Source organism: Catonella massiliensis (assembly GCF_016651435.1).
Classification (GTDB): domain Bacteria; phylum Bacillota; class Clostridia; order Lachnospirales; family Lachnospiraceae; genus Catonella; species Catonella massiliensis.
The window spans coordinates 1,324,936-1,346,052 of sequence record NZ_JAEPRJ010000001.1; the positions used below are offsets into that span (position 1 = coordinate 1,324,936).

At 36.8% G+C, this 21,117-nt stretch carries 20 protein-coding genes; 1 reads left to right on the plus strand and 19 read right to left on the minus strand.

What is annotated here, in order from left to right:
* Positions 1 to 71: 71 nt before the first annotated feature.
* The 3 genes from JJN12_RS05950 to JJN12_RS05960 form a co-directional block, all read right to left on the minus strand.
* A complete protein-coding gene (locus tag JJN12_RS05950; protein WP_208428824.1) occupies positions 72 to 842 on the minus strand; it encodes a YARHG domain-containing protein in 771 nt (256 codons plus the stop codon).
* 27 nt (positions 843 to 869) lie between these two features.
* Positions 870 to 1,607, minus strand: coding sequence for a hypothetical protein (locus JJN12_RS05955; RefSeq protein WP_208428825.1), 738 nt, complete (start codon positions 1,605 to 1,607; stop codon positions 870 to 872).
* 184 nt (positions 1,608 to 1,791) lie between these two features.
* The gene (locus tag JJN12_RS05960; RefSeq protein WP_208428826.1) at positions 1,792 to 3,225 is read right to left on the minus strand and encodes an Ig-like domain-containing protein; all 1,434 of its coding nucleotides are present in this window, start codon (positions 3,223 to 3,225) and stop codon (positions 1,792 to 1,794) included.
* 264 nt (positions 3,226 to 3,489) lie between these two features.
* Between JJN12_RS05960 and JJN12_RS05965 the strand changes: the two genes are divergently transcribed.
* A complete protein-coding gene (locus JJN12_RS05965; RefSeq protein WP_208428827.1) occupies positions 3,490 to 3,750 on the plus strand; it encodes a helix-turn-helix domain-containing protein in 261 nt (86 codons plus the stop codon).
* Between the two features lie 323 nt (positions 3,751 to 4,073).
* On the opposite strand, the gene trmD is transcribed toward JJN12_RS05965, so the two are convergent.
* The 16 genes from trmD to JJN12_RS06045 form a co-directional block, all read right to left on the minus strand.
* Entirely contained in the window at positions 4,074 to 4,799 is a 726-nt protein-coding gene (gene trmD / locus JJN12_RS05970) for a tRNA (guanosine(37)-N1)-methyltransferase TrmD (protein WP_208428828.1), read from the minus strand.
* A gap of 9 nt (positions 4,800 to 4,808) precedes the next feature.
* The gene (rimM, locus tag JJN12_RS05975) at positions 4,809 to 5,354 is read right to left on the minus strand and encodes a ribosome maturation factor RimM (RefSeq protein ID WP_208428829.1); all 546 of its coding nucleotides are present in this window, start codon (positions 5,352 to 5,354) and stop codon (positions 4,809 to 4,811) included.
* A gap of 146 nt (positions 5,355 to 5,500) precedes the next feature.
* A complete protein-coding gene (locus tag JJN12_RS05980) occupies positions 5,501 to 5,728 on the minus strand; it encodes a KH domain-containing protein (protein WP_208428830.1) in 228 nt (75 codons plus the stop codon).
* Positions 5,729 to 5,746: 18 nt separating this feature from the next.
* Complete coding sequence (rpsP, locus tag JJN12_RS05985) at positions 5,747 to 5,989, minus strand: 30S ribosomal protein S16 (RefSeq protein WP_208428831.1); 243 nt, start codon at positions 5,987 to 5,989, stop codon at positions 5,747 to 5,749.
* A gap of 77 nt (positions 5,990 to 6,066) precedes the next feature.
* Positions 6,067 to 7,407, minus strand: coding sequence for a signal recognition particle protein (gene ffh, locus JJN12_RS05990; protein ID WP_208428832.1), 1,341 nt, complete (start codon positions 7,405 to 7,407; stop codon positions 6,067 to 6,069).
* A gap of 11 nt (positions 7,408 to 7,418) precedes the next feature.
* Entirely contained in the window at positions 7,419 to 7,775 is a 357-nt protein-coding gene (ylxM, locus tag JJN12_RS05995; protein WP_208428833.1) for a YlxM family DNA-binding protein, read from the minus strand.
* Positions 7,776 to 7,904: 129 nt separating this feature from the next.
* On the minus strand, positions 7,905 to 8,654 hold the full coding sequence (locus JJN12_RS06000; protein ID WP_208428834.1) for a hypothetical protein: 750 nt from the start codon (positions 8,652 to 8,654) through the stop codon (positions 7,905 to 7,907).
* A gap of 119 nt (positions 8,655 to 8,773) precedes the next feature.
* Positions 8,774 to 10,042 (minus strand): molecular chaperone DnaJ, encoded by a 1,269-nt coding sequence (gene dnaJ / locus JJN12_RS06005; protein WP_208428835.1) that lies wholly within the window; start codon positions 10,040 to 10,042, stop codon positions 8,774 to 8,776.
* A gap of 183 nt (positions 10,043 to 10,225) precedes the next feature.
* On the minus strand, positions 10,226 to 12,094 hold the full coding sequence (dnaK, locus tag JJN12_RS06010) for a molecular chaperone DnaK (protein WP_208428836.1): 1,869 nt from the start codon (positions 12,092 to 12,094) through the stop codon (positions 10,226 to 10,228).
* Positions 12,095 to 12,165: 71 nt separating this feature from the next.
* Entirely contained in the window at positions 12,166 to 12,747 is a 582-nt protein-coding gene (gene grpE / locus JJN12_RS06015) for a nucleotide exchange factor GrpE (RefSeq protein WP_328706790.1), read from the minus strand.
* A gap of 14 nt (positions 12,748 to 12,761) precedes the next feature.
* Positions 12,762 to 13,862 (minus strand): heat-inducible transcriptional repressor HrcA, encoded by a 1,101-nt coding sequence (gene hrcA, locus JJN12_RS06020; protein ID WP_208428837.1) that lies wholly within the window; start codon positions 13,860 to 13,862, stop codon positions 12,762 to 12,764.
* Positions 13,863 to 14,074: 212 nt separating this feature from the next.
* Complete coding sequence (gene queA / locus JJN12_RS06025) at positions 14,075 to 15,100, minus strand: tRNA preQ1(34) S-adenosylmethionine ribosyltransferase-isomerase QueA (protein ID WP_208428838.1); 1,026 nt, start codon at positions 15,098 to 15,100, stop codon at positions 14,075 to 14,077.
* A gap of 3 nt (positions 15,101 to 15,103) precedes the next feature.
* Entirely contained in the window at positions 15,104 to 15,583 is a 480-nt protein-coding gene (locus JJN12_RS06030; protein WP_208428839.1) for a methylglyoxal synthase, read from the minus strand.
* 5 nt (positions 15,584 to 15,588) lie between these two features.
* Positions 15,589 to 16,506, minus strand: a complete 918-nt coding sequence (locus tag JJN12_RS06035; protein ID WP_208428840.1) for a diacylglycerol/lipid kinase family protein — start codon at positions 16,504 to 16,506, stop codon at positions 15,589 to 15,591.
* 16 nt (positions 16,507 to 16,522) lie between these two features.
* The gene (locus JJN12_RS06040) at positions 16,523 to 17,614 is read right to left on the minus strand and encodes a prephenate dehydrogenase (RefSeq protein ID WP_208428841.1); all 1,092 of its coding nucleotides are present in this window, start codon (positions 17,612 to 17,614) and stop codon (positions 16,523 to 16,525) included.
* Between the two features lie 248 nt (positions 17,615 to 17,862).
* Positions 17,863 to 21,117, minus strand: coding sequence for a DUF5704 domain-containing protein (locus JJN12_RS06045; protein ID WP_208428842.1), 3,255 nt, complete (start codon positions 21,115 to 21,117; stop codon positions 17,863 to 17,865).

Below are 21,117 nucleotides of genomic sequence, written 5' to 3' on the forward strand. Positions count from 1 at the left end.
GATTGTAAATTATACAATGCAAAAACGTATTATGCAATATTAAGTATCTGCACAATACGTTTTTGTAAATTTTATTCAAAGCTCTTTATAAGTTTAGCATTTGCTTTTTCATATTCATTAAGCCAATGCTCATTAAAATCTTCCGGTCTTATGGAAGGTGTATACCAACTCTTAGAATTAAAATAATTCTGTAAAGCTTGGTCTTTAAACATACGACCATATCTAGCGTATATTTCATTTCTAGCAATTCGAAGCTCTTCTGAACTCATTGATGATAAATCAGATTCAGTGAGATATTCGCTGTCACTATTTGGAAAAATATATTCACCGCTATCATAATTACTTGCACTTGATGCAGGCGGATTCATAATGTCTATGCTGTTGCCATAAAAATCGGTACCTTTGCCGGTATACGTATTAACAGTATACCAATCTAACGTGTCTATTCTCGTGCCACTATCTTGATATATTTGAATAGTTATGTCATCTCCACTTGAGCTATCAATCATTGCACCAACATTATTTATACCATTTACAGTTGCATAGTAACTAGCAGCTGCATTAATAAGTGCATTGTCACTAAATTTATTTGTTCCTGAAGAATTCTTTTGCGCTTTATTTTTACTTTTTGTTTTCTCTTTTGTCTTTTTCTTCTTTGAACTCTTAGTTGAGCCCTTATCAGTAGCAATTTTAGTGTTATTTGTTTTATTTGATTCTTTATCTACTGAAGTCGTCATATCATATTGACTTGTTTCCTTTACTGATTTGTTAATTTCATCAGCACAAGCATATATAATAAAACAAGTCAAAAGTGCCAGTACAATAACTAAGTTCTTTTTCATGGTCACCTCTTACAGTCAAAATATACTTTATTTTTTGAACAGAAAATCTAACGTACTAACAACATTTCCATATCTAACTTGCTTGGAAATCTTTCGTTGTCCCATCTTTATATTATTCAGTTCATCTAACTGTTCTTCAGATAGCTGATTTTGTTGCTTTTGCATTTCAATTATAGATACTGGATTCTGTATTTGCATTTGTTGCAGATTAATCATTTCCCTTCTATGTTCTTCTTCTTCATAAATATTAAAAACTTCTTTTTGACTATCTGCCCTACCATCTTTCAATATTATTACAAACTGATTTAACGCTTCTATAGTTTGATATTTCTCTGGAATCATCGTTTCATAATTCTTCATGTCAGAAGATTCGCATAGCTTGTCAATAGCATCTTTAATTACAAAAGCGTCCTTTTCTAATGGTTCTATTACATTGTTATAATACATTTCACCACTTACTTCTCTTTTAGGTTTGAATACCTTATCATCAATAAATATCGAAACGAAAAATAATACTATTCCTGAAACTATGCCTGCGACAGCACTATATTTGCCTAATTTACCGATAAATCCGATAATTATCAAAAAGACGCTGATTATACTAAAATAAGTCACGAAAAGGCTTTGTTCAACCATCTTTGTTTTATTCTCATTTGCCAAAGCTATTAAGCTTCCTTTTTCTTCTAAACTACTCTGTAATTCAACAATTTTACAAAGTAATATTAAAAATTTTTCGTAGTACTTTAATAATTCTTCTCTACCCATATTTGTTCTCTTTCAATTAAGTTATTTAATATACTAAGGTACAATATCAAAGGTATAAACCTTCAAATAATCCCATTAACAAGAGTAAATAAAACGAATCGGTACAAGTTTAGTATCATAGGGTGTCTATTTTTTGACACCCATGATACTAAGATGTTTTTTAATCTTCGGAATTGTCTTCAGATTAATCGGTGGAATTATTTCCCCAGTCATACTTACTCTTTTGCTGAGTTTTAAATAACTCCTCGTTACCAACTCTATCAACAACAGTTACTTTACAAGTAACTTTTTTCCCATCCAACGTTTCTACAGTAACTGTTGCTTCTCCTATTTTCTTTGGAAAAATTGTTGTATCAGAAACCTCCACTATATTCTCATCTGAAGAGTTTGATATCAAAGGCAAGCCAGCACTTGAATAATTATAATAGCCAACAAAATCTCCACCATCATAATCAGTAGTAATATCTATTGGTAAATCAAAGGCTACTTTTTCTTTAGAATTAGTATCTATAGCTACTTTGATTTCAGGTTGCTCTAATTTTATATCCGTAACCTTAAACCCATATACATATACATCGCAAGTTGCCTTCAATCCACTTGATGTTTTTGCTGTTACTTTAAAAATGCCTTCTCTTTTAACATATATAGGTACTAGTTTACCATCATTATTTTCAAAATATTCGCTTAAATCATCAGCATATTCTTTATTATCTATGGATATTTTTACTTTTTCTGCAATTACTTTTGTATCCGCCTTTAAGTACAGCCAAACTATACGACCCTCCTCATCAGTATAGGAATAATCTTTAATATAGTCATTAATATCATCTAAATCATCATAATATTCGTCGTAAACGTCATATTCAAAGCTTAACTTCTTAATTGGCTTTCCAACAGTCACTTTGCACTTATATTTATTTCCATTCACAGTATCTGTAGCTACGATAACAGTATTTCCAACTTTTTTACCGGTAACTTTGCCATTGCTATCTACTATTGCAATTTTGCTATTAAGCGATTTATATGATAGTTTATTTGCAGCATCTGAATATTTCCACTGTTTAGATATTTTTTTAGTCTTATTAGTCAGCAAAAGAACATCACTTAGTGTCGCACTATTTTTCAACTTAGTTTGTAATTTTTTGATTTCTGACTTTTTTTGCTTAATCTTTTTCTCGATTTTTTCTGGGTTTGCTGTAACTTTAACAGCATTACACTCTGCACAAGTTATACCATTATACGACAAATATCTTCCTGTTAGCCTAACCCAGCCATTGCCAAAAATATCAAGATTACCTGGGTTATTTACCCAAAAGTAACTATAAGAGCTACTAAAATTACCTGTAAAAAGGCTATATACACTTAGAATACGTGGGTTGAATGAAATCGTTTTCGGATAAAGAATAACTTCACATCCCTTGGTTTGAGCTTTTAGTCTATTTGATTCAACTTTATAATTCATTTGCAATTCTTTTAATTCTCGATTTAACTTAGCTATTTGTTGTGAAACACTCGATTTTGATGCATAAACAACTGCACTCCGTCCCGTAAAAAAAAGAATAACAATAGCAACCAAAATCACAGAACTTTTAACGATATTTTTTTGATACTTACACATTTTTTAATCCTCCCATCAATAAAAAAGTTATAGTTTCAATGCCAACTTCACTTATTCATAAGTTTTATCCTCCTCTCACTAGATAGTGTGGTATTTCAGAAATATATCCTATTAGGCAGAAACTTATTACCTATATTTAACAATAAGGATATATTTTTTACTTTATCCATTTGCACTATCAGATTTTTAACTATTATATCACAAAACTTCCATTTTGGATACTTTAAATCTTCTATTTTGGATATATTTTTTATAGAGGTGAATATGGCAGAGAGAATAAATCAACATAACAATCCACTTGTTGGAAGTAACATAAGAAGACTCAGAAAGCAAAATAAGCTTAAAGCTACTGAAGTCATTGCTAAATTACAGCTTAAAGGTGTAAATGTAACTACCGGAATTTTTTCAAAGGTAGAAAATGGTTGGAACAACCCTTCTGTAGATATGCTTATAGCATTAACTGATATCTTAAACTGTGATTTTAATGAATTTTTCAAAAAAATAGAAGTTACAGATATACAGTAACAGTATATTTGTAGCTTCTATAAATCTTTATATACTAAACAGGCCTGCTTGAAATGTTATATAAATCAAAATTATAACTCATTATAAAGCTAAACCTCTTTGAGAAAAAAGGCCATATACAGTGCAAGTCTGAGGATTTTCTTTCAAAATCACAACTTTTTCGAGGGACTTTTTCCATAAACCATCAACTTTTTCGAGGGACTTTTTCCATAAACCATCAACTTTTTCAAGGGACTTTTTCTACAAACCCTCAACTTTTCCAAGGGACTTTTCTCATAAACCCTCAACTTTTTCAAGGGACTTTAAAAACATCCATAAACTAATTATTCAGGCAGCTTAGTTTTCTTAGGCAGGGCATGAGTTCTTATGTACTCCTCATACAGCTCAGGTCTGCGCTCTTTTGTTCTTTTAAGTGCCTCTTCAAGTTTCCACTGTTCTATCTTTGCCTGATGGCCTGAAAGAAGTATTTCCGGTACCTTCATATCCATATACACCTCAGGCCTAGTATATTGTGGGTGTTCAAGTAAACCGTCCGTAAATGATTCTCCCACAGCAGATTCAGTATTGTTAAGCACACCCGGCACCAGCCTTGATATAGCATCTATCATAATAACAGCAGGTAGCTCTCCTCCAGTGAGTACATAGTCACCAATCGAAATAAAATCGGTACAAACCAGTTCCAAGGCTCTCTCATCCACCCCTTCATAATGCCCGCAAAGGAATACAAGTTCATCTTCTTTCGCAAGCTCTACCGCTGTTTTCTGAGTAAAGGTTCTTCCCTGTGGGGTTACATAGATAGTTCTGGGCTTGTGGCCGATTTTATCAGAAATAGCACTATGACAGCGGTAAATAGGCTCTACCTGCATAAGCATACCAGCTCCGCCGCTATAGCAGTAGTCGTCCACCTTATTATGCTTATCAAGGGTGTAATCCCTGATATTTACAGCATTTACACTGATGAGTCCCTTGTTTATGGCACGTCCTAAGATACTTTCTCCTACTATATTATCTATCATTTCAGGAAAAAGTGTCATTACATGGAAATTCATAATACCCCCTTAGTCAAGCAAGCCTTTCATAATATGTACCTTAACAAAGCCTTCTTCAGTATTGATTTCAAGTACACACTCAGGTATATGAGGAAGGCAGAATTCTTTAAGTTCACTATGAGCTTCATTAGGCTTTACAACTATCACCTTATTGGCACCTGTATCCATGACCTCAGATACTGTCCCATACTCTTCACCAGTATCAGAGGTCACCTTACAGCCTATTACATCCGATACATAGTGTTCACCCTCAGCTAAAGGAAGCGCATCCTCTCTTGCAACCAAAAGATCCATTCCCTTGTATTTTGCTATCAGGTCAACATTATCAATACCCTTAAAGGTAACTATAGGGGTATTCTTGAAGTACTTCACATTATCTACTTCCACTTCAAGAATCCCACTACCTTTTATAGCCCCTTTTCCTGAACTAAGGTCAATAAAGGCTCTTTTTAGGCTGTCAAACCTCTCTGTATCATCAGTTGTTGGAAATACCTTAATCCCACCTGTAAGTCCATGTGTACTTGCAAGTACTCCTACTCTAAAATAATTTTCCATACCATCCTCATTAAACATAATAACAAACTATTTTCCGGTTGTTAGTGTCACTTTTTACATTTTATCAGGCATTTACTGCTACCACTATAAATCCTACACTTGGCATCAAACTAAAAAAGGGAAGGATTACTCCTCCCCCATTGTCATCATTTTATTTCAACGGTGACTTTCTTATCATCCCTTGTGGCAGCAGCCTTAACAACAGTCCTTATAGACTTTGCAATTCTGCCCTGCTTGCCAATAACCTTACCCATATCACTTTCAGCAACATGAAGATGAAGAATAGTTTCTCCATTCTCCTCTGTCTGTGTAACTGTGACTTCATCAGGATGATCAACAAGGGCCATAGCAATAACCTTTACTAATTCATTCATGATGACTACCTCCGATGATTACTCAGTTATACCGGCTTTCTTTAAGAGCTTAGCTACAACCTCAGTAGGCTTAGCACCGTTAGCAATCCACTTCTTAGCCTCTTCAGCATTGATATTGATTGCACTTGGCTCCTTATTTGGATCATAAGTTCCTACCTGAGCAATGAAGTTACCGTGCTGAGCTACTCTCTCATCAGCAACCACTACTCTATAGAAAGGATGTCTCTTATATCCCATTCTCATCAATCTAATCTTTACCATTTTTCTTTCCTCCTATGTGTTTGTTTTAATTTTTGATACTTGTATCATATATGAAAATGCATAGCATTAACACCTAATTAAAGTCCGAAAGGCAGCCCGAACTTCTTCTTTCCCTTACCCTTCATCATTCCGGACATCTGCTTCATAACCTTCTTCATCTGTTCCATCTGCTTGACAAGCTTATTTACCTCAGCTACATCAACTCCGGCTCCCTTAGCTATTCTGTGCTTTCTGGAAGGATTAAGGAGATTAGGGTTCCCTCTTTCAGCCTTAGTCATTGAAAAAATAATTGCTTTAACCTTATCTAAGGCTCCTTCATCAACAGCCGCATCATCAAGCTTTCCACCAAGGCCTCCAGGCATCATTCCAAGAATGTCCTTAATGCTTCCAAGCTTTTGGATTTGCTCAAACTGTGAGAGCATATCGTTAAAGTCAAACTCGGCTTTCTTGAATTTTTGCTCAAGTTCCTTGGTTTTTTCAGCGTCAAGGGCACTTTGAGCCTTGTCAATGAGGGTGAGTATATCTCCCATTCCGAGTATTCTGTTAGCCATTCTGTCAGGATAAAACTGTTCAAGATCTGTTAGTTTCTCTCCCATTCCTGCATATAGAATAGGTTTTCCTGTTACACTTCTTATAGAGAGAGCAGCACCGCCTCTGGTATCACCGTCAAGCTTAGTAAGCACAACTCCATCAAGCCCAATCTTAGAGTCAAAGGTAGTTGCGACATTGACAGCTTCCTGACCTGTCATTGCATCTACTACTAAAAGTGTCTGTGTAACTTCTACGGCTTCCTTTATATCTACAAGCTCCTGCATCATATCTTCATCTATCTGAAGTCGTCCTGCAGTATCTAGAAATATCATATTGTAGCCATTGCTCTTAGCGTGTTCTAAGGCTGCTTTAGCAATGTTTGGCGGCTTGTGGCCGTCACCCATAGTAAATACCGGAACTCCAACCTTCTCACCATTTACCTGAAGCTGCTTTATCGCAGCAGGCCTGTATACATCACAGGCAACAAGCAAAGGCTTTCTTGTACCTTTGAACTTCGCAGCAAGCTTAGCTGTGGTAGTTGTCTTACCTGCACCCTGTAGACCACACATCATTATAACTGTTATTTCCTGAGTTGGTTTTAAGGTAAGTTCAGTTTTCTCAGAACCAAGTAGGGCTGTCATTTCTTCATTTACTATTTTTATAACCATCTGACCGGGTGTTAAGGAGTTCATAACATCCTGTCCTATTGCTCTTTCTTCAACGGTCTTGATAAAGTTCTTCGCAACCTTAAAATTAACATCCGCTTCAAGCAGAGCAATCTTTACTTCTTTAAGGGCAGCTTTGACATCATTTTCATTTAGCTTACCCTTGCCGCGTAAGTTCTTAAAAACCTTTGTCAGCTTCTCTGTTAAACTGTCAAATGCCATAGCTCCTCCTTCTAGAATATATTGTAAAGTCTGTCAAGATCTATCCTTACATTTTCTTTAAGCTTCTCGTCTGTAGATTTGCTTATTGTTTCTTTAAGCATATCCAAGGTAACGGATATTTCTTCGGATTTTTTAATTAGTCCCAGTTTATTATCAAACTCTTCCAGCTGTTTGATACTTCTTTTAAGATTATCGTGTACTCCCTGCCTTGATATACCTTCTGTTTCAGCTATTTCTGAAAGAGACAGGTCTTCATGTACATAGGCTTCAAGGAGTTTGCTTGAACCCTCTTTTAATAGCACACCATAATAATCATATAGTTCGGCAACTCTAAGTCTCTCGTCAAGTATATCTGCTTTCTTTTCCATAATAAACTCACCATCTTTTTAATCCTTAGGTATTGTAACAGAAGAAAAAAGAGATGTCAAGTTTTTTTCTTGACATCATAAAACTTTTTATTAGGCTAATTCACACTCAACAACTATGTATGTCATTTTTTAATTACAACACTCAAAATTGCCATTATAAATATATGTGTCCCAAGTAATATTATCATCTATATTAAATAATTTTTTTATTTCCATAGCAAATTCGTCACAATCATCTGCTTCAAAGTATATATTCTTATATTTTTCAAATAAATTAAAAATCAAATTTGAAGAAAATTTCCTGAACGAATCTATATCCTTTCCTAAAACATAAGCAACCTCTTCATTTTCTATAAATGCCAGATTTTCTATACTGTCACCCTTTTTCTCATATACAACTTTTTCCGGAAGAATATTAAAAAAATCAGATCTTTTACCTGTCCAAGGGTTGATTTCCAGATGTGTTTTGATATAGCGTTCAAGCATTAAGTCTGCACAAACTTCAAATTCTTTACTACCTTTATGTGCAGTTATAAGTTTAATCTCATCATCTTTTTCATATAGGCAATACTCAGCCTTAGTTACTTCAACCTCGTAACAGGCTCTCTTTCGTTCAAATCCAAAATTTTCCAGCACATTTGCAACATCTTTCTTATTAGATGAAATCATAATTTGAATAGGCTTGCCAAAATAACTGCACAATCTATCTAGAATATCTGAGTTTACTTTATCAAATGATTTCACTTCATCAACCTTAAAGTATATATTCGAATTATGAAACGAGTTAAAATAATAAGGAATCTTTATTATTTCCATTCCCTCGTTTTTAACTGCAATAACTCTATTTTCTGAATTACCAGCTTCCAACAATTCATACATAAACTACCTCTTTTTGACTTATCTTTAATTCACAAACTTTATCCTAGTGGAATATTCGGCATATACAAATTTAGATAGCACCTAAAGGCACTATCTAAATTGTAATAATATATCAAATTTTATTCAAAAAAGTCCCTGCCAATGTCTTTAATATTGTCAACGAAGCTCTTCCTCTTGGAACTCTTGCCCTTCTTACCTTTTCCCTCATCTTTAGCAGCTGACGAAGTTGATTGGCTTGCATTAGGCTTTGCTTCTGCCGGATTGCCCTTTGCCCTGTATCTGGTTTCAAAGGTTTCATCAAGTTCTTCAAGGATTCTCTTTTGTTCTTTGGTAAGAGAGGCAGGAGTCTGAACTATGAAGGTAATGTAATGATCACCCCTTACGTCCTTATTTCTCAGTGTAGGCATACCCTTACCTCTAAGCCTTACTCTCGAATCTGTTTGAGTTCCAGGCTTCACTGTATATATAACATCACCATCAACTGTACTTATCCTGATATCGCCTCCAAGAGCAGCCTGTGTAAATGAAATAGGCACTGATGAATAAATATCATAACCGTCTCTCTGGAAGTTAGGGTGTGATGGAACATGTACCTCTACAAGCAAATCTCCGCGAGGTCCCCCGTTTGTACCAGGCTCTCCCTTATCTCTGATTCTGATAGCCTGTCCGTCATCAATACCTGCTGGTATGTCTACCTCTATGGTCTTTCGTCTGGTGATGTAGCCTGTACCACGGCAATCCGGGCATTTATCCTTGACTATCTTACCTGTTCCGTGACAATCAGGACAGGTCTGTACATTACGAACCATGCCAAAGAGCGACTGCTGGGTATAGGTTACCTGACCTGAACCTCCACACTTACTACAGGTTACAGGATTTGTACCTGCTTTGGCACCACTACCATGACAGGTAGCGCATTCCTCCTTCATATCAAGAGTAATCTCTTTCTTACATCCTTTTACAGCTTCATCAAATTTAATTCTAAGGCTATAGTGGATATTTGCTCCCTTTTGAGGGCTGTTGCTACTTCTTCTGCCGCCGCCTCCGCCGCCAAAGAAGTCAAATCCACCGCCGCCTCCTCCAAAGAAGCTCCCAAAGATATCTCCAAGATCTATATCACTAAAGTCAAATCCGCCTGCTCCAGGTCCGCCTCCATTACTAAATGCAGCGTGTCCGAACTGGTCGTATTGTTTCCTCTTTTCATCATCACTAAGTACTGCATAAGCCTCTGAAGCCTCTTTAAACTTAGCTTCAGCCTCCTTATCACCCGGATTGGCATCAGGATGATACTTCTTAGCAAGCACTCTGTACGCTTTCTTCAATTCATCAGCAGACGCATTCTTAGCCACACCAAGAACCTCATAATAATCTCTTTTCTGATCTGCCATATTTATCCCACTTTCATCAATTTATTTTAAACACATACAACTCACCCTATTGACCACAAACGCCTTATAACTATAACACATTTCGTTATGTATATCTATGGTAAAGTGTGATTATTTTATATCTTTATACAGGCATTGGGCTGCCGCCAAAGCTTAGTGCGACAGCCCTATTTCTATCAAATATTATACTTCTCTATAGTCTCCATCAACAACATCATCATTGCTACCTGAATTAGATGTAGTCTGACCTGTCTGTCCTCCCATATCAGGACCTGCTCCCGCAGCGCCCTGTGACTGTTCATACACCTTGGTAAAGAGGCTCTGTGCACTAGCCATAAGCTTTTCTTTAGCAACCTTAAGCTTATCAATATCTTCATCAGATACGTTGTCAGCAGGTGTAGCTTCAAGAATATCCTTAAGTGCCTTAAGGTCAGCTTCTACTGAGCTCTTATCAGCCTCTGTAATCTTGTCGCCTACATCATTAAGTGCCTTCTCTGTCTGGAATACCATAGCATCAGCATCATTTCTTGCATCAATGCCTTCCTTACGCTTCTTGTCCTGAGCCTCAAACTCGGCAGCTTCTTTAACAGCCTTATCTATATCTGCATCACTCATGTTTGAGCCTGCAGTGATTGTGATATGCTGTTCTCTGCCTGTTCCAAGGTCCTTAGCAGAAACATTTACGATACCGTTTGCATCTATATCAAAGGTAACTTCAATCTGAGGGATTCCTCTTGGAGCAGGAGCAATTCCGTCAAGTCTGAACTGTCCAAGGCTCTTGTTATCCTTAGCAAACTGTCTTTCACCCTGAACTACATTGATATCAACTGCAGACTGATTATCTGCCGCTGTAGAGAATACCTGGCTCTTTTTGGTAGGAATAGTTGTATTTCTTTCGATAAGTTTTGTAGCAACACCACCCATAGTCTCAATTGAAAGTGAAAGTGGCGTTACATCAAGGAGAAGGATGTCACCTGCACCTGAATCTCCTGCGAGCTTACCACCCTGGATAGAAGCACCGATAGCTACGCACTCATCAGGGTTAAGGTTCTTGCTTGGCTCTTTACCTGTAAGCTGTGCAACCTTTGCCTGAACTGCAGGAATACGTGTAGAACCACCAACCAGAAGTACTTTACCTATATCATTTGCAGTAAGCCCTGCATCCTTAAGTGCATTCTGAACAGGAATAGCAGTTCTCTCAATTATATCGTGGATAAGCTCCTCAAACTTAGCTCTCGTAAGGTCAAGTTCAAAGTGCTTAGGTCCTTCAGAAGTAGCTGTAATGAAAGGAAGGTTGATATTGGTTGTAGTTGAAGAAGAAAGTTCCTTCTTTGCCTTCTCAGCAGCTTCTTTAAGTCTCTGAAGAGCCATTTTATCAGTAGAAAGGTCTACACCTTCTTTGTTCTTAAAGTCTGCGATGAAGTAGTTGGTAAGTACATTATCTACGTCATCACCACCAAGCTTGGTATCGCCGTTGGTTGAAAGAACTTCAATAACACCATCACCGATATCGATGATAGATACATCGAAAGTACCGCCACCAAGGTCATAAACCATAATTTTCTGTTCTTTTTCATTATCAAGACCATAAGCAAGAGCAGCGGCTGTAGGCTCGTTGATGATACGCTTTACATCAAGACCTGCAATCTTACCTGCATCCTTAGTTGCCTGTCTTTGCGCATCATTAAAGTAAGCAGGAACAGTGATAACTGCCTCTGTTACCTTTTCTCCAAGATATGCCTCTGCATCAGCTTTAAGCTTCTGAAGAATCATAGCTGAAATCTCCTGAGGGCTGTATGACTTGCCATCAATATTTACCTTATAGTCAGTTCCCATATGTCTCTTGATAGAAGATATTGTTCTATCTGCATTGGTTACAGCCTGACGCTTTGCAGTCTCGCCCACAAGACGCTCACCATTCTTTGTAAATGCAACTACTGAAGGAGTTGTACGCATACCCTCAGCATTAGGAATAACCACAGGCTGTCCACCTTCCATAACTGAAACGCATGAATTTGTTGTACCTAAATCAATACCAATTATTTTACTCATAATAATTACCTCGCTTTAATATTTATATTTTAATGTGATACGAAACTGCTTATATTGCAATCCCGCAAATGCTAGTTAACAACTTTAACCATACTTGGTCTTACTACACTTTCTTTATACATATAGCCTTTTTGCATTTCTTCTGCTACGGTGTTTTCGCCAAGATTTTCATCTTCACCGTGCATAACTGCATTATGTATTTCAGGGTTGAACTCCTTGCCAACAGCTTCTATAGGAGTAACTCCTACATCCGCAAGGCACTGCATAAGCTGCTTATACACCTTATCTATGCCTTTAGCAAAGGCTCCTTCCCTTTCTTCTTCAGAAAGGCTGCCAAGTCCTCTTTCGAAGTTATCAATGATAGGAAGAATCTTTTCAACTATTCCCTTCGCACCTAAGTCATACATCTGCGACTTTTCCTTCTCAGTGCGCTTACGGAAATTGTCAAACTCAGCCATCTGGCGCATTAGCTTGTCATTTAACTCATCTATCTTGTTTTTATATTCTTCCTCTTTTGATGCTTCTCTTTCTTCTTTTATCTTATTTAATTCTTTTTCATCTAAAGATTTTTCAGAAACTGTTTCAGCTGAAGTTGTTTCCTCAGTATCAACATTTTCTATTTTTTCTTCAGAATGTTTCTTTTTATCTTTCACAATCTACCACCTTTCTATGTATCACTTACATAATTTACGTCATTTTTCATATCTATAAGCTTAATTGCCTTTGTAGTTTTATCCTCACTCTGATGCTTAAATATGCTATCTAACTGCCTCATAAGATTTTTAAGTGAGCCGACAACTTTAGCATAATCCATTCTTTTAGGACCGACAATGCCTATTTTGCCGTATACACCCTCTTCAATCTCATAAGTTGCAGTCACAACCGAACAATCCTTTAAGCTTTCAACATTCGTATCATTTCCTATATAGACCTGAATGCCATCGTCATTGCCATCATCCATCCTGTCTGTAAGAAGAGCACTCAGTTCTTTCTTTTCCTCGATTGTATAAAGAAGCTTTTGCATATTGTCACTATCATTAAGTTCAGGATACTTTAGAATATTCGTAGTACCACTTGTATATATTCTAAGTGAATCATCTTCAGAGAATACAGATCCTATTGCATCTATTATTCTTCCGACAAGGTTCACATATTCTCCTGCCTGTTCCTTCATCTTTGCAATAACTCCTATGTTTATGTCCTTCATATTAAGTCCAGCAAGAAATGAATTAAGCATAATATTAAGCTTAAGAAGTAAACTTTTCTCAACCGCTTCATCAAGCCTAATTATTGTGTTCTTAACAGCATTCTTTTCCAACACAATTACTATAAGGAGATTTTCTTCATCAATCTCTGAAAGCTGTATAAATTTAATATTGTTGCTTTCATATTTAGGAGCAGATACAACTGTAGTATAATTTGTATTCATTGCAAGTAAGTTGGCAACCTGTTGAAGTAAAGTCTCAAGCTTATCTGACTTTTCAATCAAATCCTTTTTAAGACTTTCTTCTTCCTTTATTTTGGTCTGCATAAGCGAATCGACATATAATCTGTAAGCATCATCCGAAGGTATTCTTCCTGCCGAAGTATGAGGCTTTACCAAATACCCCATATCTTCAAGATCAGACATCTCGTTTCTAATTGTTGCAGAGCTAAGTTTCAACTCAGAAAACTTAGATATTGTTCTGGAGCCGACAGGCTCGCCTGTCTCAAGATAGTTCTTGATGACAGCTTTAAGTATCTCAAGTTTTCTATCGTCAAGTTCCATCTCATCTCTCCTTTCTTTTAATTATTAGCACTCACTTAACTAGAGTGCTAACATCTATTAGTAAGATACCACCTTATATATAATTTGTCAATAGAAAATTGCAATAAAAATTGTGTAATATTTGTGTCCTTTAAAATAATAAAGACACTCTTCTTAGAGTGCCTCATATACATATTTTTTGATTACACCTTTATATAAGAGATTATATACTCTCAAATCAATATCATAGCATCACCAAAAGAAAAGAATCTGTATCTTTCTTTAACAGCTGTCTCATAAGCAGCAAGTACATTTTCTTTTCCTGCAAATGCAGAAACCAACATAACCAGGGTGGACTCAGGAAGGTGGAAGTTTGTTATAAGCCCATCCATAACCTTAAATCTATAGCCGGGATAGATGAAAATATCAGTTTCTCCTGTTTTTGCCGTCATACACCCCGTCTCATCTGCAACCGACTCTATGGTTCTACAGCTCGTAGTACCTACGCAGATTACTCTTCCGCCGTTTCTTTTAGTTTCATTAATAATGTCAGCTGCCTCAGCGTTTACTTCATACCATTCAGTGTGCATGTGATGATTGTTTACATCATCTACCTTAACAGGCCTGAAGGTTCCAAGTCCGACATGTAATGTTATACTTGCTATTTTTATACCCTTCTCTTCTATTTTAGACAGAAGCTCTTTGGTAAAGTGCAGACCTGCTGTAGGAGCTGCTGCTGAGCCATCATACTTAGCATAAACAGTCTGATACATTTCTTTATCTTCAAGCTTGTGTGTAATATATGGAGGGAGCGGCATTTCACCCAGGGAATCAAGTATCTCTTCAAATATGCCTTCATAATAAAATCTGACTAATCGGTTTCCTTCTTCTGCAATCTCCAAAATCTCAGCTTTAAGTCTTCCGTCTCCAAAAGTAACCCTGGCTCCGGGCCTTAACTTCTTTCCCGGCTTTACCAGGGTTTCCCACACATCATTTGCCCTTCTCTTAAGCAGCAAGACCTCAACCTTGCCGCCTGTGCCTTCCTTTTCGCCTATAAGTCTTGCAGGAATAACTCTGGTATTGTTAATAACCAGACAATCCCCCTCATTAAGATAATCTATTACATCACTAAATATCTTATGTTCTATAGCCCCTGTTTCCCTGTTAAGAACCAAAAGCCTTGATGCAGTTCTGTCCTCTAAAGGATCCTGAGCTATAAGTTCTTCAGGCAAATCATAATAAAAATCACTGGTTTTCATATACTATAAGGTCCTCGCTCTGTCAGCTATATTCTTGTTGAAATCAATTATCATATGGTCATATTCCTTATCCATCAGAGCAGAGGTAATCATAAAATCAGCGGTTGCTTTATTGGTGGCAATTGGGATATCATAAACCTGACAGATTCTTAAAAATGCTTTTACATCAGGATCATGTGGCTGTGCAGAAAGAGGATCTGAAAGGAAAACAACAAAATCAATCTTCCCCTCAACAATTTTAGCACCTATCTGCTGATCTCCGCCAAGAGGTCCGCTGTTGTAACCACGGACAGGCAGCCCAGTTGCATCTGTTATCATCCTTGCTGTAGTTCCGGTTCCCGATAGAAAGTGCTTTTCAAGAACAGCTTTGTTGTCCAAACACCACTGTATAAGCTCTTTTTTCTTCCCGTCATGCGCAATAAGTGCTATATTCTTTTGCTTTCCGATTGTGAGTGTAATAAATTCATTGTTTAAGTTTTCCATTATTCTTACCTTACCTTTACTGTTAACGCCTGTTTATGGTTTTTTATTTGAACATTTTGATGTAGTCCTCCGGCTTCGCCGTCAAGAGTCCATTGCAAGCCTTCATCTGCATCTATCTTTATGTTGCCTGAGTGAAAATGACAGATATTATCTGTTTTCATATCCATAAGGATAAATGAATTAATAATATTTTGCAAGTCAAGTGGTGACTTAGGTGTTTTTACAAATATTGCATCAAACTCTCCATCATCCAAATACACCTCAGGACCTGTAATCCCCTTAAATCCCCCAACTGACTTTGAGTTAGCCACCATACCAAATATGAAATCATCTTCAATAACATAATCATCATAGGTTATTCTTAAGTGATATGGTCTGATTTTTTGAAGGCTTTTAACTCCTTCAAGAAAATATGCTGCCTTTCCTATAACGTTCTTTACATCCTGAGAAGTCTCATAAGAAACCTCTGTAAATGCGCCAAAAGCAGCAACATAAGTAAAATAGCTATACAGCTCGCCCTGGTCTCCAACATGGAAAGAACCAATATCAACCTCTTTATACATTCCGTAGATAATAACATCTACTGCATCGGATACATCTTTTGGTATATCGAGACTTGTTGCAAAGTCATTAACTGTGCCTACAGGAATATACCCAATCACAGGGATTTTATTTCCTAGCTTTCTGGACTCCATAAGGCCTCTGGCAACCTCGTTGAATGTACCATCTCCTCCTGCACATACAAGCAAATCAAACTTATGACCCTCATTCTTAGCCATTTCATCTGCATCACCACTTCTAGCCGTTGGAAATACTGTTATTTGATAGCCCTTAAGCGACAGCTTTTCAAGGATTAAGGATATTTCCTTTCTTATATTACCTTTACCCGAATTGGGATTGTATATAAATAAAAGTTTGGGCATTATATGGCCTCCCTTTTTAATCAAAAATTTTATAATTTCTCTCTTTTATAGCCACAAGTGCAGCTTCTTTTGAATGGCTGTCATAAAATTCAATTCTAAGTACCCCGTCTGAGAACTCCCTGTTGTGCGCTATTCCAATATTTTTAATACTAATACCCTTGGCTGCAAGTATTGAAGCCATTATGGCGATTGAGCCAGGTTCATCAGGTACATATAAAAGAATTTCGTGAGAGACCGCCATATTGCTTTTTCTAAGAGGGAGAGAATCTCTGTAGTCTTTGTTACTGTCAAAAAAATGATACAGTCTTTCCTCGTCTTTATCTTCAATCAGAGTCTTTATTTCTTTAAGTTCAGTAATGTATTTATCGAGGAATTCTCCTATGCTGTCTCTATTTGTAAGGCAGATATCCTTCCACATCTTAGGAGAGGATGAAGCTATCCTAGTTATATCCCTAAATCCTCCGGCAGCAAGCATCGCAAGTAAGCCATTTTCCTCATCTGCTTTAGCTACTACTCCAACAAGTGACGAAGCAACAACGTGAGGAACATGGCTTATTGCAGCAGTTATATAATCATGCTTTTTTGCATCAATAATTATGGAAACTGCCATTGTTTCATCTACTAATTCTCTAAGTTTTGCCAGTTTAGTCTCATCAGTGTCATTAAAAGGTGTCAGTATGTAATATGCATTTTCAAACAAATGCACATTTGCGTTTGAATAGCCTGTCTTCTCTGAACCCGCCATAGGGTGTCCGCCTATGAACTGCTCTTTCATTCCAAGGTTAACAGCTTCTGTAGCTATAGCTCCCTTAACGCTGCCAACATCAGTAACTATGCAGTCTTTTTTTATTATGGTTTTAAGTTCTTTGAGATAAGATATATTGCTCATCACCGGAGCAGAAAGCACTATCAAATCACATTCTGAAAACTGTGTCAAATCAGTTACTATTTCATTCAGAACTCCGTCATCCTTAGCCAATAAAAGTTCAGTATCTTCATCTTTTTTATAATTATACGCTGTAAATATATAATCAGGATGCTTTTTTCTCCATATCTTAGCAAGTGAGCCTCCAATGAGGCCAAAGCCAATAAACCCTATTCTCTGCATATATACTCTCCAAATAAGCTAAAACCAATAGGCATAATTTCACATATAAACTCTCCAAACAAGTCAAAACTAATAAAGCTTATTTTCTGCATATTAACTCATAAAACAAGCCTATTTCTATACGTTCATTATGAAACAAGTCTGCTACAGCAATCTGTAGCAAACCTGCATCACAGGGTATCAAATACTCCTATCACCCTAAGTCAATATAAAAATGATAGCTTCAAGCCTTGGTTTTGTCAATGCTTTTAATAAACCTTTTTAACTTTGGTCCTTCTCTCCTGCCATATTTTCTTAGACAGGTCAAACACAAAGAGATCCCCGTGTAAAAATTTTATCTCATCCCCATTGATGTCTTTCTTCCTTCTTCCAAATGTTTCATATCTCCAATTGTTAAAGAACCCATCCTTTTCATTATCGGAGTTGATATAGCTTAATACCTTTTTCCCGTCTTTTAAGGTAGAAATGTCTGCTAAGACAGTAAGATAGCCGGATTTAATCCAAAAATCTTCATCAAAATATATAAATGAATGCTTTTTCATATACCCTTCGAGGTTGAATCCCTTTTTGCAGACATATATCCTTTCCGGTAAAGAATATTCTCCCCTCCATCTCTGCAGGTTCATATTACTTCCCGCCGCCAAAAGCTGCTTTGGCAGTAGTGCCTTATCATACCTGTACAAGCCAATATCTCTATCTCCTACTTTAGTAAAATGAATGTTACTATTGTCTCTTTTACCTCCAACCTTTATTAAGCCCAGCTTCTTATTATCTTTACCAGACACCTCTTCATAATAAATATCAACAGGTATCCTGCTTCCTGCCTTTGTGTCAATAACATAAAAGTCAAAATCCATCCTTATGCCGTATGCTTCACCAATATAATTCCCTATGGTTGTCATCTCAAAGGAAACCGCATATCCCTTCTTGAAGGCTCCCTCATTGGTAAACTTAGGATTATCACCTTTGATAAGAGGTAAATTGTATAGTCTAACACCCTTACCAAAGACAAATTGCTTATTCCTTCCTTCCCACATTGATGTATTTTTAACATCTAATAAGGTAAAATCTATGAGTCTGCCGCTTACTTCCACATTGATTTTATTTTCAGCTATATAATTCTTATACGAAAGATTGGCATATTCTTCAGCATCTGAATTCGATATATGATTTAGAGCATAGGCTCTTACTACAACAATGTATTTCCCCTCATTAACTGTCATAGGAAGATGAAAAACCGTATTGCCGCTCACTGTTATTGGCTCATTTGCAAAATAGGTTTTACCATCCACTTCAACTTCAAAAGGAAAAACGACTTCCTTTTTCAGTGTATATTTTGAATAATCCCTTTCACCATACCCCTTTATATCCAAGTGGTTTCCGACTGTTTTGATGTCAATACCAAAGTCCTTTTCAAGCACAAGCTGGTATAAAGACTTGTCGGGCTTTATCAGCTGGCACCACTTTCTGGCGTCTTCGATACTGTAATCGCAGACCACAGGAGTATGCACCTTAACCGGATTTACATCATCAATATCAAATACCAGACTTGTTTCTCCTTCAGGATTTACGCTGTCGCTAAGCGTGTAAAATACTTGCCCACTACTTTCGTAAATACCATTTTGTACCTGTGTATCTATCGTCTTTCCATCTTCATACAGTACTTTATCACTTATATTCTTACCCTTTGTTGCCGGTTTCACGGGCTTTGGCGCAGATTTTCTTACTTCCTTATCATCCATAATAAGCTCATCATCTATGACAAGACGGTCATTTTTAACCATCAGGTCACCTATATGAGATTCAACAGCAGATGAAGGATTATAAGGCGGTATAGTACGCCCTTTTGCCGATTTATCTCCCAGATGAACTGATGTTAGGCTTTCAAGTGGTGGCTTTACATGCTCATCAAATGATAAGCCTGTAATATACTCTACTTTTGGTGTAACTGGCTCTTTTGGCATCATCATACTTCCTGTATCAGGTATAGCGGCATTAACCAAAACCGCGCCATCAAGCGTATACACCAAAAGACTGTCAATATACCAATATGAATACTTCCTTTGAACTGTGGTTAGATAATCCACTCTCTTAACTTTAGAATGGCGTTTACGCTTTTTACCCTTGCCTGTTGTCCAGTGCAGATGCCAATTAATATAACTTCTTACATCTATCAGTTTTTCTCCTGTTTTTCTCTTAAAGCGGTATTTAAGAAGATAATTCTCAGTAACAACGTTTTTAAAATAATATTCACTGACCGGTATTCCTTTCTCAATGTCAAATGGAGAATTACCCATGGTACCCGAGCCAATCACCCCCTTTGGCTCAGGTGTACCAATTTCTCCGGATATCTCCTCTTCTTTTTCATATACGGTTGGAGGTGGTCCTTCATATACACCCACTACAACAGACTTTTCATTGCCTAGCACAACCTTCTGCTGGGAAGCCTCATTTCCTATCTTGATGTTTTCAGGCACATTAGGTGTACTTGCTTCCCTGTACTCACTGGAAATAAGCTTATACTTTACCTTTTTCTTATTTCTCGTTACTACTATCTCTTTAGGAAGCCTTATAGTGACCTCATCACCAAAATACTTCTTTTCCTCACTTTGAGTTAATTCCTTATCTTTTTCATCCCTATGATAGGCATAATGAGGATTGCTCAGGTCCTTTGAACTAATATTTAACATCTTTGAACCTGAAGCATTATTCTTATCTGTAAGCTCCTCATCCCAAAGCGGCTTACCTTTCTTGTCTACATACTTAACAAGTACATTAGAATAGATCTCATAATTAATCGCATAATTATAATACTTGTCACTCAACCACTGCTTTTTAGTCTCTTCACTCCATCCCTCTGCCCCCTGGATTTTATCAATATCTGTCAAATCATTTTTTCTGATTTTTTTTACTTCATCTCTCTCACTATCATATTCATATTTGTGCCCATCTACATATATATACTTACCATTTGGCTTTTCAAAGTCCGCCTTGTTCTTCTTCCTAAAAGCATCAATAACTTTTTTTCTTGTATAAGCATCATTTACCAGCTCATAGGTCTCAAAAACTGTATCGATATATAGCTTCTTATCCCCGTTCCTGTACTTTTTTATAAGTTCGGAATAAAAAGTCTTATTAGACATGATTTGATCCTTAATATACTTTCCTGAGATTGAATTCTTTACTTTACTTAAACCCAAGGAAGACTTCTGCTTTTCTGTTTTTACAGTTTCATTGTTGGTATACAAGGTAATAATAGGCGATTTCTTCCTTAAAGGATAACCAACATCTTTTTTATCCGAGGGTTCCAATGAAATAAAGTAGCCTTTTGGCTGCCATCTTGTACCGGTTCTTGCTGATATAGCTGAAGAATACCAGATTATATCGCCATTTTCCGGGTTTACCTCAAAAGATACAGCCGACTTTACTAGGCTTACAGAAGTAAAGGTGAGGATAATAGTCAGTATAAGGAATAAAAAGCAGGCTTTCCCTCTCCTATTCAT

Coding starts and splice junctions, on each gene's coding strand:
- JJN12_RS05950 (WP_208428824.1), bottom strand. CDS start 842: ATGAAAAAGAACTTAGTTATTGTACTGGCACTTTTGACTTGTTTTATT.
- JJN12_RS05955 (WP_208428825.1), bottom strand. CDS start 1,607: ATGGGTAGAGAAGAATTATTAAAGTACTACGAAAAATTTTTAATATTA.
- JJN12_RS05960 (WP_208428826.1), bottom strand. CDS start 3,225: ATGTGTAAGTATCAAAAAAATATCGTTAAAAGTTCTGTGATTTTGGTT.
- JJN12_RS05965 (WP_208428827.1), top strand. CDS start 3,490: ATGGCAGAGAGAATAAATCAACATAACAATCCACTTGTTGGAAGTAAC.
- trmD (WP_208428828.1), bottom strand. CDS start 4,799: ATGAATTTCCATGTAATGACACTTTTTCCTGAAATGATAGATAATATA.
- rimM (WP_208428829.1), bottom strand. CDS start 5,354: ATGGAAAATTATTTTAGAGTAGGAGTACTTGCAAGTACACATGGACTT.
- JJN12_RS05980 (WP_208428830.1), bottom strand. CDS start 5,728: ATGAATGAATTAGTAAAGGTTATTGCTATGGCCCTTGTTGATCATCCT.
- rpsP (WP_208428831.1), bottom strand. CDS start 5,989: ATGGTAAAGATTAGATTGATGAGAATGGGATATAAGAGACATCCTTTC.
- ffh (WP_208428832.1), bottom strand. CDS start 7,407: ATGGCATTTGACAGTTTAACAGAGAAGCTGACAAAGGTTTTTAAGAAC.
- ylxM (WP_208428833.1), bottom strand. CDS start 7,775: ATGGAAAAGAAAGCAGATATACTTGACGAGAGACTTAGAGTTGCCGAA.
- JJN12_RS06000 (WP_208428834.1), bottom strand. CDS start 8,654: ATGTATGAATTGTTGGAAGCTGGTAATTCAGAAAATAGAGTTATTGCA.
- dnaJ (WP_208428835.1), bottom strand. CDS start 10,042: ATGGCAGATCAGAAAAGAGATTATTATGAGGTTCTTGGTGTGGCTAAG.
- dnaK (WP_208428836.1), bottom strand. CDS start 12,094: ATGAGTAAAATAATTGGTATTGATTTAGGTACAACAAATTCATGCGTT.
- hrcA (WP_208428837.1), bottom strand. CDS start 13,862: ATGGAACTTGACGATAGAAAACTTGAGATACTTAAAGCTGTCATCAAG.
- queA (WP_208428838.1), bottom strand. CDS start 15,100: ATGAAAACCAGTGATTTTTATTATGATTTGCCTGAAGAACTTATAGCT.
- JJN12_RS06030 (WP_208428839.1), bottom strand. CDS start 15,583: ATGGAAAACTTAAACAATGAATTTATTACACTCACAATCGGAAAGCAA.
- JJN12_RS06035 (WP_208428840.1), bottom strand. CDS start 16,506: ATGCCCAAACTTTTATTTATATACAATCCCAATTCGGGTAAAGGTAAT.
- JJN12_RS06040 (WP_208428841.1), bottom strand. CDS start 17,614: ATGCAGAGAATAGGGTTTATTGGCTTTGGCCTCATTGGAGGCTCACTT.
- JJN12_RS06045 (WP_208428842.1), bottom strand. CDS start 21,117: ATGAATAGGAGAGGGAAAGCCTGCTTTTTATTCCTTATACTGACTATT.